General features: G+C 72.4%; 8 protein-coding genes. 6 read left to right on the forward strand and 2 right to left on the reverse strand.

Annotation, left to right across the window (positions count from 1 at the left end; translation table 11 throughout):
- Positions 1-4 precede the first annotated feature (4 nt).
- From FHU37_RS03970 to FHU37_RS03980, 3 genes are all read left to right on the forward strand, one after another.
- Positions 5-649, forward strand: coding sequence for a bifunctional 4-hydroxy-2-oxoglutarate aldolase/2-dehydro-3-deoxy-phosphogluconate aldolase (locus tag FHU37_RS03970; RefSeq protein WP_179812838.1), 645 nt, complete (start codon positions 5-7; stop codon positions 647-649).
- Positions 650-687: 38 nt separating this feature from the next.
- On the forward strand, positions 688-1608 hold the full coding sequence (locus tag FHU37_RS03975; protein ID WP_179816001.1) for a sugar kinase: 921 nt from the start codon (positions 688-690) through the stop codon (positions 1606-1608).
- Between the two features lie 170 nt (positions 1609-1778).
- A complete protein-coding gene (locus FHU37_RS03980) occupies positions 1779-2498 on the forward strand; it encodes a FadR/GntR family transcriptional regulator (RefSeq protein WP_179812839.1) in 720 nt (239 codons plus the stop codon).
- Between the two features lie 99 nt (positions 2499-2597).
- Here the strand turns inward: FHU37_RS03980 and FHU37_RS03985 are convergent, their stop codons facing one another.
- Positions 2598-3677: a LacI family DNA-binding transcriptional regulator gene (locus FHU37_RS03985; protein ID WP_312892412.1), complete on the reverse strand. Its 1080-nt coding sequence runs from the start codon at positions 3675-3677 to the stop codon at positions 2598-2600.
- 329 nt (positions 3678-4006) lie between these two features.
- Between FHU37_RS03985 and FHU37_RS03990 the strand changes: the two genes are divergently transcribed.
- Positions 4007-5014, forward strand: a complete 1008-nt coding sequence (locus FHU37_RS03990) for a sugar phosphate isomerase/epimerase family protein (RefSeq protein WP_179812840.1) — start codon at positions 4007-4009, stop codon at positions 5012-5014.
- A 49-nt stretch (positions 5015-5063) separates the two neighbouring features.
- Entirely contained in the window at positions 5064-5822 is a 759-nt protein-coding gene (locus FHU37_RS03995; RefSeq protein ID WP_179812841.1) for a ThuA domain-containing protein, read from the forward strand.
- Positions 5823-6013: 191 nt separating this feature from the next.
- Here the strand turns inward: FHU37_RS03995 and FHU37_RS04000 are convergent, their stop codons facing one another.
- Entirely contained in the window at positions 6014-7192 is a 1179-nt protein-coding gene (locus FHU37_RS04000; protein ID WP_179812842.1) for a Gfo/Idh/MocA family protein, read from the reverse strand.
- An 814-nt stretch (positions 7193-8006) separates the two neighbouring features.
- Here FHU37_RS04000 and FHU37_RS04005 point away from each other — a divergent pair.
- Positions 8007-13373 (forward strand): ThuA domain-containing protein, encoded by a 5367-nt coding sequence (locus FHU37_RS04005; RefSeq protein WP_312892413.1) that lies wholly within the window; start codon positions 8007-8009, stop codon positions 13371-13373.
- Positions 13374-13407 lie beyond the last annotated feature (34 nt).

The following is a 13407-nucleotide window of genomic DNA, read 5'->3' on the forward strand; positions in this document are numbered from 1 at the left end:
ACGCATGCCGGAGCACACCGACTTCACGCACGAACTGCGTCGCCACCGGCTGGCGGCCATCGTGCGCGGCAGCGATCCCAAGGCCGCGCTGGGCAGCGTACTGGCCCTCGCCGAGGAGGGCGTGCGCCTGATCGAGATCTCGTTGACGACGCCCGGCGCCGAAGCCGTGATCGCCCAGGCCGTCGAGGAAGCGGGAACCGACGCCCTCATCGGAGCGGGAACGGTCGTCACCCCCCAGGACGCCCTGCGGGCCCGCGACGCGGGAGCCCAGTGGATGGTGACACCCGCCCTGGACAAGGGCTTCGAGCACGCCCTCGCGCTCGGGGTACCCGTGCTGGCCGGAGCGCTCACGCCGACGGAAGCCGTCGTCGCGATGCGTTCCGGCGCGAGCGCGGTCAAGCTGTTCCCCGCCTCGCTGGGCGGCCCCGGCTATCTGCGCGCGCTGCGCGACCCGCTGCCCGACATACCGTTCGTGCCGGTGGGCGGAGTGGACGCGGACGCGGCCCGCGCCTACTTCGCCGCCGGCGCCGTGGCCGTGGGGGTGGGCTCGCCCCTGCTCGGCGACGCCCCGCGGGGCGGCGACCTGGCCCGGTTGCGTGCCCGGGCCCGGGAGTTCCTGACCGTGTGCGCGGCGGGAGCCGCCGCGTGAGCACCACCCCGCTGCAGGCCCTGACGTTCGGTGAGACCATGCTCTCGCTCCAGGTGGAAGGAGCGCTGACCTCCGGCGGCCCGGCCCGCACCGCGGTCGCGGGCGCGGAGTCCAACGTGGCGGTGGGACTCGCCCGCCTCGGCCACCAGGTCGCCTGGGCCGGCCGGGTCGGTGCCGACGAGCCGGGCCGGATGATCCTGCGCACGCTGCGCGGCGAAGGCGTGCACGTGGGACACGCCACCGTCGACGCCGGCGCCCCCACCGGTGCCATGCTGCGCGAGCGGCGGGTCGCCGACCTGGCCCGCGTGCACTACTGGCGTGCCGGATCCGCCGCGTCCCAGATGCGGCCGGAGCACCTCCGAGGCGCTCTGGCCTCCGGCGCGCGCCTCCTGCACCTGACCGGCATCACCTGCGCGCTCGGCCCCGGCCCCCTGGACACCGTGCGGGACGCCGCCCGACACGCCGCCGGGCACGGCTGGACCGTGTCCCTCGACGTCAACCACCGCGACCGCCTGTGGGACGCGGCAACCGCCGCGTCGGCCCTGCGGCCGCTGCGCGGTCTGATCGACATCGTCATCGCCTCCGACGACGAGCTGCCCCTGATCGCCGGAGGCCCCGGGACGCCGGAGGCCGACCGCGTGGCGGAGCTGCTCGCCGAGGGGGTGCGGGAGGTGGTGCTCAAGCGGGGAGCCCAGGGCGCGGACCTGTACCTCGGCGCCGACCGGGTCCTGCACGCTCCGGCCCATCCCGTGCCCGTGGCCGACACGGTGGGCGCCGGTGACGCGTTCTGCGCCGGATACCTCTCCGGTGTGCTGGACGAGCTGCCGGCCGAACAACGGCTGCGCAGGGCGGTCCGCACCGCCGCGTTCGCGGTCGCCTGCCCCGGCGACTGGGAAGGACTGCCCCACCGCGACGAACTGCCCCTGCTGGACGCCGCGCCCGGCGCGGCCGTGCGCTGAGCCCGTCCGGTGCCCGGCGCCTCGATCCCCCGTACCGCTCAGCGGCTCGGTGATGTGCGTTCATCGTGGTGGGCCCGCACCCCTGCCAAAAATGTATTCATAATTAACGTTCAGGCTAGGATGGGGGACGTCCAGCACGACACCGCTTCCCACCGCTAGGAGAACCGCAGATGGCGTCCTACACCGGCCGAGGGGTGCACGGGCAGATCGTGCACGCCCTCGGCGCGCGCATCGTCGGCGGTGACCTGCCCGAAGGCGCGATCCTGGACGTCCGCGCGCTCGGTGAGGAACTGGACGTCAGCCTGACCGTCATGCGCGAGTCCATGAAGGTGCTGGCCGGCAAGGGCCTGATCGACGCCCGCCAGAGACGCGGCACCTTCGTCCGGGAGCGCAGGCACTGGAACCTCCTCGACGCGGACCTCATGCGCTGGCAGGTGGAAACCGGCGGAGGCAAGCGCCTGATGCGGGACCTGGCCGACGTCCGCTCCATCGTGGAACCCGCCGCCGCGCACCGGGCCGCACTCCATCGCACCGACGAAGACCTGCGGGCCATGCAGGTGGCCCTCGACGCCATGGCGGAGACCCACGTCGGTTCCCCCGCGGAAGCCGCCGAGGCGGACGCGGCCTTCCACCGGGCCCTGCTCAACGCCACGGGCAACGAACTGCTGGCCCGCATGGACCTGCTCCTGGAGCCGGGGCTGCGCGAGCGTGACCGCGTGGTGCACTCCCACGGTCAGGCCTCCGACCCGCTCCCCAGCCACCAGGCCGTCCTCGACGCCGTGCGCGACCGGGACGCGGCCCGCGCGGAGCAGGCCATGCTCGACCTGCTCGCCCAGGCCACTCACGACCTCGACCAGGTCACCGGTGACCAGTCCGCCGAACCCCGCTGATGCCGCCCCGCGCAACGCGCTCCACCGCCTCGTCGGTTGATCGCGCACACGGTGCCTCGGCGACCCCTCCGCGGGGTCTCGGGCTCGGGACGGGGACCCTCAGCCACGCCCCCCTGCCGCCTTCGGGGACGGGCGTTGGTCGGTCGAGACGCGGGGCCGTGTGCTCTCGCGGCGAACGAGTGTGGTGGCCAGCTCGGCGCGCATGCTCTCCAGGTGCTCGCCGCGCATCAGGCGGACCAGTGTGCGCAGGGCGATGCTGCCCATCTCCTTGAGCGGCTGGCGCACCGTCGTCAGCGGAGGGGAGACCCAGCGCGCCTCGGGCAGGTCGTCGAAGCCCACCACGCTGATGTCGTCGGGCACCCGCAGGCCGGCCTGCGTCAGGGTCTCGTAGCCGCCGATGGCCATGTGGTCGGAGCAGATGAACAGCGCGGTGGGCGGCTCCGGGAGTTCGATCAGCGCACGGACCTGCTCCCTGCCGCTGGCACGGTCGTAGTTCCCGTTGCGGACGAGCTCCGGTGGCGTCTCGACCCCGGCGGCGGCCATGGCCGAGCGGTAGCCCGCGATGCGCGCCTTCGCGTAGAGGTGCTGCGGCGGGCCGGTGACCAGGCCGATCCGGCGGTGTCCCTGTTCCAGGAGGTGGGTGGTGGCCTCGTAGGCGCCGCTCCAGTTGGTCGTGCCCACCGAGATCACCCCGGGAGGCGGGTCGCTGAGCGGGTCGATGACGACGCAGGGCACCTGTGCCTCGGCGAGGCGGGCGAGCTGCTGGGGGGACGGTTCCACCAGGCCGAGCACCACTCCCGCGGTACCCCTGCCGAGAATGCGGTCGACCCAGTCGGACGAGGAGTCGTCCTCGGGGCCGCCCGTCCTCGCGACCGAGACCACCACGTGCAGGCCCGCCTCGAACGCCGCGGCCTCCATGCCGCTGGCGACGCTCGCCGGCCAGGAGCCGTCGAGGCCGCTGAGGACCAGGTCCACGGTCTTCGCGGCCGGTTCGGCAACGGACACCGACACCCCGCGCCGGGTGTATCCGTGTCCGCGCAGGACCTTGTCGATCCGCTTGCGGGTCGCCGGCGAGACGTCGTCGCGGCCGTTCAGCACCTTGGAGACCGTCGAGACGGACACGCCGGCCGCCGCCGCGATCTGGGCGAGGGTGGGGCGGCTCCTTCCTGACTCGATCACGCTGCTCTCCGCTCTGTACCGGATTTTCGAAACCACTCTAGCGGGAGCACGCACGACGGCCGGACGGATCCCTGGTCAGCATCTTGACGGCCGCGCGACGGGTGGTCTAGCTTCGCTACCGATTCTTTCGAAAATCTCGACACTTCTACCGGAACCCTCGACCGGCAGGGCCTCGCGTCGACACCTCACGGCTTCGCCGTCCGCCGCCGTGAGGACGACGGGGCGCCCCCCGTCCCGGTCCGTATGCATGGCCCCGTCCGCACGCCGCAACGCCGCCCGTCGCAGCGGAGCACGCCGCAACGCCGCGACGCCGCACGAAGGAGACTCCCATGCCGCGCCCCGTCACCCTGTTCACCGGCCAGTTCGCCGACCTGCCGTTCGAGGAGGTGTGCCGGCTCGCCTCCGGTTGGGGCTACGACGGTCTGGAGATCGCGTGCTGGGGCGACCACTTCGAGGTGGACCGCGCGGTGGCGGACGACTCCTACGTCCGCGGGCGGCGCGAGATCCTCGACCGCTACAACCTGCAGGTCTTCACGATCTCCTGTCACCTCACCGGCCAGGCGGTGTGCGACCACCCCATCGACGAGCGCCACCAGGGCATCCTGCCCGCGCGCCTGTGGGGCGACGGCGAGGCGGAGGGCGTGCGGCAGCGCGCCGCGGAGGAGATCAAGAACACCGCCCGCGCCGCGGCCAAGCTCGGCGTGCGCACCGTGGTCGGCTTCACCGGCTCGTCGATCTGGCACACCGTCGCCATGTTCCCCCCGGTCCCACCGGCCATGATCGACCGCGGCTACCAGGACTTCGCCGACCGCTGGAACCCGATCCTCGACGTCTTCGACTCCGAGGGCGTGCGCTTCGCCCACGAGGTGCACCCGGGGGAGATCGCCTACGACTACTGGTCCACCGTGCGCGCGCTGGAGGCCGTCGACCGCCGGGAGGCGTTCGGCCTCAACTTCGACCCCAGCCACTTCGTCTGGCAGGACCTCGACCCGGTCGGCTTCCTGTGGGACTTCCGCGACCGGATCTACCACGTGGACTGCAAGGAGTCGGTCAAGCAGCTCAACGGGCGCAACGGCCGCCTCGGCTCCCACCTGCCCTGGGGCGACCCGCGGCGCGGCTGGGACTTCGTCTCCACCGGCCACGGCGACGTGCCGTGGGAGCCGGTGTTCCGGATGCTCAACTCCATCGGCTACGACGGCCCGATCAGCGTCGAGTGGGAGGACGCCGGCATGGACCGCCTCGTGGGTGGGCCCGACGCCCTCGCCTTCATCCGCGCCCTCACCCGGATCGAGCCGCCCAAGCAGTCCTTCGACGCCGCGTTCAGCTCCGGCGACTGACCCTTCCCGCACCGATCGCCGATCAGCACAGCCCAGGAGAACGCGCACGATGTCCGAGGTCACCACCGCCCGCCGGCTGCGGGTCACCGTGTGGAACGAGAACGTCCACGAGACCACCAGGCCGGCGGTGGCCGAACGGTATCCCGACGGCATTCACGGGGCGGTGGCCTCCGCCATCGTCGAACACCACGGTGACGCGGTCTCCGTGCGTACCGCGACGCTGGACGAACCGGAGCACGGCCTGACCGAGGAGGTGCTGGCCGCCACCGACGTGCTGGTCTGGTGGGGCAACCGAGCCCACCATCGGGTCGCCGACGAGGTCGCCGAGCGGGTGCAGCGGCACGTGCTGGCCGGCATGGGGTTCGTTCCGCTGCACTCCGCGCACTGGTCCAAGCCGTTCGTCCGGCTGATGGGCACCACCTGCACGCTGAACTGGCGCAGCGCCGAGGACCGTGAGCTCGTGTGGACGGTGGCGCCCGGCCATCCCGTCGCGGCCGGGGTGCCGAGCCCCGTCGTGATCGACCGCCAGGAGATGTACGGGGAGCCGTTCGACGTGCCGCAGCCGGACGAACTCGTCTTCATCAGTTCCTTCTCCGGCGGCGAGGTGTTCCGCTCCGGCTGCGCCTACCGCCGCGGCAGCGGGCGGATCTTCTACTTCAGCCCCGGCGACCAGGACTACCCCGTCTACGACCACCCGGACGTGCGCCGGGTGATCGCCAACGCCGTCGCCTGGAGCGCCCCCACCGGCGAACGCCGCCCGCCCGAGCTGCGCCGCCGGGAGACCGGCTGGTTCGAGGAGAAGGGCTGACCCGCGGTCCCACCGAACGGCGAAGGGTGGGCGGGCCGGACACCGGCCCGCCCACCCTTCGCCGACGCCTCGCGGCTGCGGCGGGAGCGGTCGAGTTTCGGTCCCCCCGCGTGTCGCGCCGCCGGAACCGGCGGCGCGACACGCGGTGACGGTGCCCGTCGCGGGCACGCGCAGGGACCGGGACGCAACCCCTACGCGGGGATCTCCTGCCACCGCGCCTGGTCCGCGGCGGAACGCTCCACCGCGTCGAGGACGCGCTGGACGCGCAGCCCGTCGGCGAACGAAGGGCTCGGATCCCGCCCGTCGGCGATGTCCCGGACGAAGTCGACCACCTCGTGGGTGAAGGTGTGCTCGTAGCCGAGCCCGTGGCCGGCCGGCCACCAGGCGCCGGCGTAGGGGTGCTCCGGTTCGGTGACGAGGATCCGGCGGAATCCCCCCGTGCGGGCGTCCTCGGTGTGGTCGTGGAACCACAGCTCGTTGAGGGACTCCACGTCGAAGCTCACACTGCCGGCACTGCCGTTGACCTCGATCCGGGCGGCGTTCTTCCGCCCCGACGCGAAGCGGGTGGCCTCGAACGTCCCGACCGCGCCGCCGTGCGTCCGGGCCAGGAACAGGGCGGCGTCGTCCACCGTCACGGGCCCGCGGGACTCACCCCCGGTCGCCGCCAGCCCGCTGGAGGCGGAGGCGATCGGGCGCTCCTTCACGAAGGTCTCGGTGATCCCGCTGACCCCGGCGATCCGGTCTCCGGTGATGTACTCCGCGAGGTCGACGATGTGCGAGGCCAGGTCCCCGAGGGCCCCCGACCCGGCGTGCTCCCGCTGGAGCCGCCACACCAGCGGGAACTCGGGGTCGACGATCCAGTCCTGCAGGTAGACGGCCCGGACGTGGTGGATCCGGCCGAGCCTGCCCTCGGCGACCAGGCGCCTGGCGAACGCGGCGGCGGGGACCCGTCGGTAGTTGAACCCGACCATGCTGCGCACCCCCCGCTCGGCGGCCTCCCGGGCGGCACGGCTCATCGCCTCGGCGTCGGAGACCGAGTTCGCCAGCGGCTTCTCACAGAAGACGTGCTTGCCCGCGGCCAGGGCGGCGAGCGCTATCTCCGCATGGCTGTCGCCGGGCGTGCAGATGTCGATGACGTCGATGTCGTCCCGTTCGACCAGGGAGCGCCAGTCGGTGGTGACCTCCTGCCACCCCATCCGTTCGGCTGCGGCCTCGGCGGCGGTCGCGTCGCGACCGCACAGGACGACCATCTCCGGTCGCAGCGGGAGGTCGAAGAACCGTCCGGCGGTGCGCCACGCCTGGGAGTGGGCCGCACCCATGAACGAGTACCCGACGATTCCCACACGCAGCGTCTTCTTACGGTCGGTCATAGTGCTCGGCATCCTTACCTAGTCGGGTGGTGGGGTGTGCGGGCGCCGGCCGACCGCCCGGGGCGCCTGCTCGGCGAGGGCCGAGGCGCGTGGGTCCGCGCCGTTGGACCGCCTGCTCGGGTCGGTGGGGAGGTGCCGGACCTGTGGCATGGCGGGGGACGGCGGCGGGTACGGGCTTCGCCGGCGGACAGTGCGACGACGTGAGCGCCCGTCGGCCGCGTCCAGGCGCGCCCCCTGGGTGGGGGCCGGTCGAGGCGGAGCCGGGGGAGCGGCTGGGCCGCGACAGCACTCGTGGGCGGCGGCATGGTGAGTGGGAACCGGCCGACCACGGGCCGACTTGGCGTGCGGGCGTCCGCCCCGCCAAGAGGTAGGCAAGAGCGTAGGAGCGCATCCGGGGGAACCGCAAGTGCCGCGGGGGCGGCACGCCTCGGCGGCACGTGACGTGGCGGACACGGTGTGTCGCGAAAAAAGTTGCGAGATATTAGGGGTGGCGGTTCCTCGATTTTCGCTGGAAACTACCCGCGCAAGACCAAGGTGCCACCCCTTCCCGGACTCGTCACGCGTCCCCAGACCCAGCGCCCGTCAGCTCGCTGGGATGCGGGGGCCGGGCTTCGGCGGCGGGATCGTTCGGTGCGTCACACCACTCGCGCCGCCGCGACGCCCGCCCGGAGCCGCACACCGCATCGACCCCCCGCCGGGGTGCCGCAGCCCGGATCCCGTGGGACGCGCGGCCCCTTCCCTGTTGAATGAGGAGCAGATGTTGACACCTGTATCCGGTCGCCTACGAAGAACCGCGGGGCGTGTCCTCGCGACCGTGGTGGCGGCGGCACTGGCGGTGCCCGGTGCCGCCTCGGTCGCCTCGGCCCATCCCGGCCACGGCGACGAGACGTTCAACGCCCTGGTGTTCAGCAAGACGGCGGGCTTCCGCCACAGTTCCATCCCCGCCGGGATCGCCGCGATCGAGGCGCTCGGGGCCGAGCACGGCTTCGAGGTGACGGCCACCGAGGACGCGGCGGTGTTCAACGACGCCGACCTGGCCCAGTACGAGGTCGTCATCTGGCTGTCGACGACCGGCGACGTGCTGAACGACGATCAGCAGGCCGCGTTCGAGCGGTACATCCGCGCCGGTGGCGGGTACGCGGGTGTCCACGCGGCGTCGGACACCGAGTACGACTGGCCGTGGTACGGCGAGCTGGTGGGGGCGTACTTCGCCAGCCATCCCGCCCAGCAGGACGCCTCGGTGAAGGTGGAGGACCACGCGCACCCGTCCACCGCCCACCTTCCGACGCGGTGGGAGCGGCACGACGAGTGGTACGACTACCGCTCCAACCCGCGCGGCGACGTGCACGTGCTGGCCTCGCTGGACGAGGGCTCGTACACCGGCGGCAGGATGGGCGCGGAGCACCCGATCGCCTGGTGCCAGAACTACGATGGCGGCCGATCCTGGTACACCGGCATGGGCCACGGCGACGCCTCCTTCAGCGACCCGCAGTTCCTGGAGCACCTGCTGGGCGGCATCCGCACCGCCGCCGGGGTCGCGGACGCCGACTGCTCCGCGTCCCTGACCGAGGGCTTCGAGAAGGTCACCCTCGACGACAACACCAGCAACCCGATGGAGCTGGCGATCGCCGAGGACGGCCGGGTCTTCTACATCGACCGGAACGGCGCGGTGCGCATCGTGCACACCAACGGATCGGTCGTCACCGCCGGCACCCTGTCGGTGTACACCGGCCAGGAGTTCGGCCTGCTGGGCCTCGCCCTGGACCCGGGATTCGCCGAGAACGGCTGGCTGTACCTGTACTACTCGCCCGCCGGCACCGAGAGCGTCGACCGGGTCTCCCGGTTCACCCTCCAGGGCGACACGCTGGACATGGCGAGCGAAGAGGTGCTGCTGGAGATCGACGTCCAGCGCGAGCAGTGCTGCCACGCCGGCGGCGCGCTGGAGTTCGACACCCAGGGCAACCTCTACATCGCGACCGGCGACAACACCAACCCGTTCGGCTCGCCGACCGACGGCTACGCGCCGCTGGACGAGCGTGAGGGGCGCGCGGCCTGGGACGCGCAGGCGACCTCGGCGAACAGCGCCGTCCTGAACGGCAAGATCCTGCGGATCACCCCGCAGCCGGACGGCACCTACACCGTGCCGGAGGGCAACCTCTTCCCGCCGGGCACCGAGAAGACCCGCGCCGAGATCTTCGCCATGGGCTTCCGCAACCCCTTCCGGATCGGCATCGACCCGACGACGGACCGGCTGTTCGTCGCGGACTACGGTCCGGACGCCGGCAGCGTCAACCCGTCCCGGGGGCCGGACGGCCGCGTGGAGTGGAACATCGTCGACGAGCCCGGCTTCTACGGCTGGCCCTACTGCGTCGGCGCCAACACCCCCTACAACGACCTGGACTACGCGACCGGCACCGCCGGCGCGCCGTTCGACTGCGCCGCGCCGGTCAACGACTCCCCGCACAACACCGGTGTGCAGCAGCTGCCCGCGGCCGTCCCGGCCGAGCTGTGGATGGGCAAGTCCACCAGCGGCGTCCCGGAGATCGGCGGCAGCGGCGCGCCGCTGACCAGCGGTGCCTACCAGTACGACGCCGAGCTGAACTCCGCCCGCAAGTGGCCCGCCTACTTCGACGGCAAGGTGGTCTGGGCGGACTGGAACGACAGCCGGATGTTCTCGCTCCAGCTCGACGAGGACCGCACCGGGGTGTCGGACGTGTCCCGGATGCTGGAGGGGATGGCGTTCACCCGCCCGCACGCCCTGCAGTTCGGCCCCGACGGGGCGCTGTACGTCATCGAGTGGGGCAGCGGCTTCGGCGGCAACAACACCGACTCGGGCGTCTACCGCATCGACTACGTCACCGGCAACCGCGCCCCGGTCGCCCAGTTCACCACCGACCGCACCTCCGGACCGCTGCCACTGGAGGTCCGCTTCGACTCCTCCGAGTCCCACGACCCGGACGGCACACCGGTCACCGTCTCCTGGGACTTCGACGGTGACGGAACCGAGGACAGCACCGAGGCGGCGCCGACGCACACCTACACCGAGGCCGGCCGCTACACCGCACGGCTGACGGTCACGGACGCCCACGGCCGCAGCGCGGTGTCCAACCTGGAGATCGTGGCGGGCAACACCGCGCCGACCATCGAGGTGCAGGCCCCGGCGAACGGCGGGTTCTTCGAGTTCGGCGACACCATCGCCTACGAGGTGACGGTGACCGACCCGGAGGACGGCGAGGTGGACTGCCAGGAGGTGGTGGTCCAGCCCGGGCTCGGGCACGACGAGCACTCCCACGGCTACGAGCAGTACCGCGGCTGCACCGGCGTGTTCCCGCTGCCGGGCGATGAGGGACACACCGGCGCCAACATCTTCGGCACCGTCACGGTCACCTACACCGACCACGGGGCCGGCGACGCGCCGGCGCTGACCAGCCAGGCGGTGCTGGTGCTCCAGCCGAAGCACCGCGAGGCCGAGTACTTCGACACCACCGGCCGTCTGAGCTCCGCCCCGAGCGGGGGCGAGCCGGGCGTGCGGGCCGAGACCACCGGCGACACCGCGGGCGGCGGGCAGAACATCGGGTACATCGAGGACGGCGACTGGTGGGCCTGGGACCCCGCCAACCTCACCAACATCGAAGAGGTGAGCCTGCGGGCCGCCTCGCCGACCGCCGGGGCCACCGTCGAGGTCCGCACCGGCGACCCGGAGACCGGACCCACGGTCGCCACCATCCAGGTCGAGCCCACCGGAGCCTGGCAGACCTACCAGGACTTCCGTGCCGCGGTGAGCGGTGAGACGGCGACCAGCAGCGGCCCGCTGTACTTCGTCAAGACCACCGGCGAGCTCAACGTCAACTGGGTGGACTTCGTCGGCCGGGGCGTCACCGAGAACCAGCGCCCCGACGTGCGGCTGACGGCCGATCCGGTGCGCGGCACCGCGCCCCTGGAGGTCGACTTCTCCGCCGAGGCGAGCGACCCGGACGGCGACGCCCTCTCCTACGCCTGGACCTTCGGCGACGGCGGCACCGCCACCGGAGCCGACACCACCCACACCTACACCCGGGCCGGAGAGTACCGGGCACAGGTGACCGTCACCGACGCCCGCGGCGCGCGCTCCTCGCAGTCCGTCGCCATCCAGGTCGAGGGCGGGAACGAGACCAACCCCTGCCTGACCGGCCGCTCGGACGGCTTCGACGGGACCGCGCTGGACGGTGACCGGTGGACCGTGATCCGGGAGAACCAGGACCTCGCCGTGCGCGACGGCCACCTCGTCCTCCCGCTGACCGCCACCGACATCTACGGCACGGGCAACAGCGGCACGCCGAACATCGTGCTCCAGCCGCTGCCCGACGGGGCCTGGCAGGCCACCGCCAAGGTCACCCTCCCGGCGCGCCTGGCCTACCAGCAGGCCGGTCTGATCGTCTACGGCGACGACGACAACTACGCCAAGATGGTGATGCAGGGGCGCTCCACCGGTGACCCCTCCGCCGACAGCCGGATCTTCCAGTTCATCAGGGAGGAAGCGGGCAACCCGGGCGAGGTGGCCGAGAGCAACACCGCCGCGCTCGGCGCGGACTTCCCGGACACCTTCTTCGTCCGCTTCACCAGCGACGGGGAGAACCTGCGGGCCTCCTACAGCGCGGACGGCGCGACGTTCGTGGACATGCCGCAGACCAAGGCGCTGGCCGGCATCGAGAACCCGCGCATCGGCCTGTTCGGCCTGGCCAACCGCGCCGAGGCGCTGCCGGTGACCGCGACCGTCGACTACTTCCACATCACCCCCGACGACACCGCCACCGCGCCGGAACCGAGCGACGAGTTCGACGGTACCGAACTCGACGCCTGCCGCTGGACCGGCGTCGTCCGACCCGACGCGGCCGCCCGCCAGGTCGCCGACGGCGCCCTGCGCATCGACACCAGCGACGGCGACATCTACGAGGGCACCGCGACCGACCCGAAGAACCTCGTCCTCCAGCCCGCCCCGACCGGCGACTGGACCATCGAGACCAAGGTCGACGCCTCCGCCCTCGACGAGCGCTACCAGCAGGCCGGCCTGATGGCCTACGCCGACGACGGCACCTACGTCAAGTTCGACTACCTCGTGACCAACGCACCCGGTGAACCGGTCACCCGCGGGATCGAGCTGCGCAGCGAGGTCGACGACACCATCGTCCAACCCGCGCCCAACGCCTCACCCGCCCCCACCCAGGGCGTGTGGCACCTGCGCCTGAACAAGACCGGTGACACCTACACCGGCTCCTACAGCGCCGACGGGCAGACCTGGACCACCCTGCCCGCGGTCACCAACAGCGGTCTCGGCGACGGCGCCCGCTTCGGGGTCTTCGCCCTCGGCGGCGAGCAGACCGCCTCCAAGCCCGCGCTGTTCGACTACTTCCGCGTCCTCGACGAGGACACCACCGCCCCCGCCGTCGAGCTCACCACCGACCCCGCCGAACCCACCGGCGAGAACGGCTGGTGGACCGGCCCCGTCACGGTGACCGCCACCGCGACCGACGACGGGGACGGCCAGGTGTACACCGAGTACCGGATCGGCGACGGAGCCTGGGGCGAGTACACCGCACCGATCACCCTGACGGACGACGGCGAACACGCCGTGGAGGTCCGCGCCAGCGACACCGCCGGCAACGTCTCCGAGACCGTCTCCACGGTGGTCACGATCGACGCCACCGCCCCGACGGTGAACCTCAGCGGCATCACGGCCGGCGACGAGCTCGGCCTCGCCGACATCGTGGAGACCGAGGTGGCGTCGCAGGACGCCGGCTCGGGGGTGGCGGACGTCGCGATCAGCGTCGACGGCACCGCCGTGGAGTCGCCCGTCCGCCTGGACCCGGCCACCCTGGGCCTCGGCGAACACGTCCTCGCGGCGACGGTGACCGACGCCGCGGGCAACACCACGGAGGTGTTCACCCCCTTCACCGTGGTGGCCACCTTCGACGGTGCCATCGCCCTGGTCGAACGCCTCGTGACCGAGGAGCGGATCGACGATCGGCGCGGCGACCGCCTGATCCGGCACCTGTCCGACGCCGAGGCACGCAGCGCCGAGGGCAAGGCCAGGCAGGCCGTCCGGGAGCTCGACAAGTTCGACGACCTGACCGGGCGCCTGGACGACACCGAAGCCCGCGACCTGCTGCGGTCGGTGTCCGAGGCACTGCGCGGCCAGCTCTGACCCGAGTGCCCGACCAGCCGTTCCCCCGTGCGGT

The organism is Allostreptomyces psammosilenae (assembly GCF_013407765.1).
Lineage (GTDB): Bacteria > Actinomycetota > Actinomycetes > Streptomycetales > Streptomycetaceae > Allostreptomyces > Allostreptomyces psammosilenae.

Bases quoted from the DNA above. Each gene is read 5' to 3' on its own strand.
- FHU37_RS03970 (WP_179812838.1), top strand. From the start codon at position 5: ATGCCGGAGCACACCGACTTCACGCACGAACTGCGTCGCCACCGGCTG.
- FHU37_RS03975 (WP_179816001.1), top strand. From the start codon at position 688: ATGCTCTCGCTCCAGGTGGAAGGAGCGCTGACCTCCGGCGGCCCGGCC.
- FHU37_RS03980 (WP_179812839.1), top strand. From the start codon at position 1,779: ATGGCGTCCTACACCGGCCGAGGGGTGCACGGGCAGATCGTGCACGCC.
- FHU37_RS03990 (WP_179812840.1), top strand. From the start codon at position 4,007: ATGCCGCGCCCCGTCACCCTGTTCACCGGCCAGTTCGCCGACCTGCCG.
- FHU37_RS03995 (WP_179812841.1), top strand. From the start codon at position 5,064: ATGTCCGAGGTCACCACCGCCCGCCGGCTGCGGGTCACCGTGTGGAAC.
- FHU37_RS04000 (WP_179812842.1), bottom strand. From the start codon at position 7,192: ATGACCGACCGTAAGAAGACGCTGCGTGTGGGAATCGTCGGGTACTCG.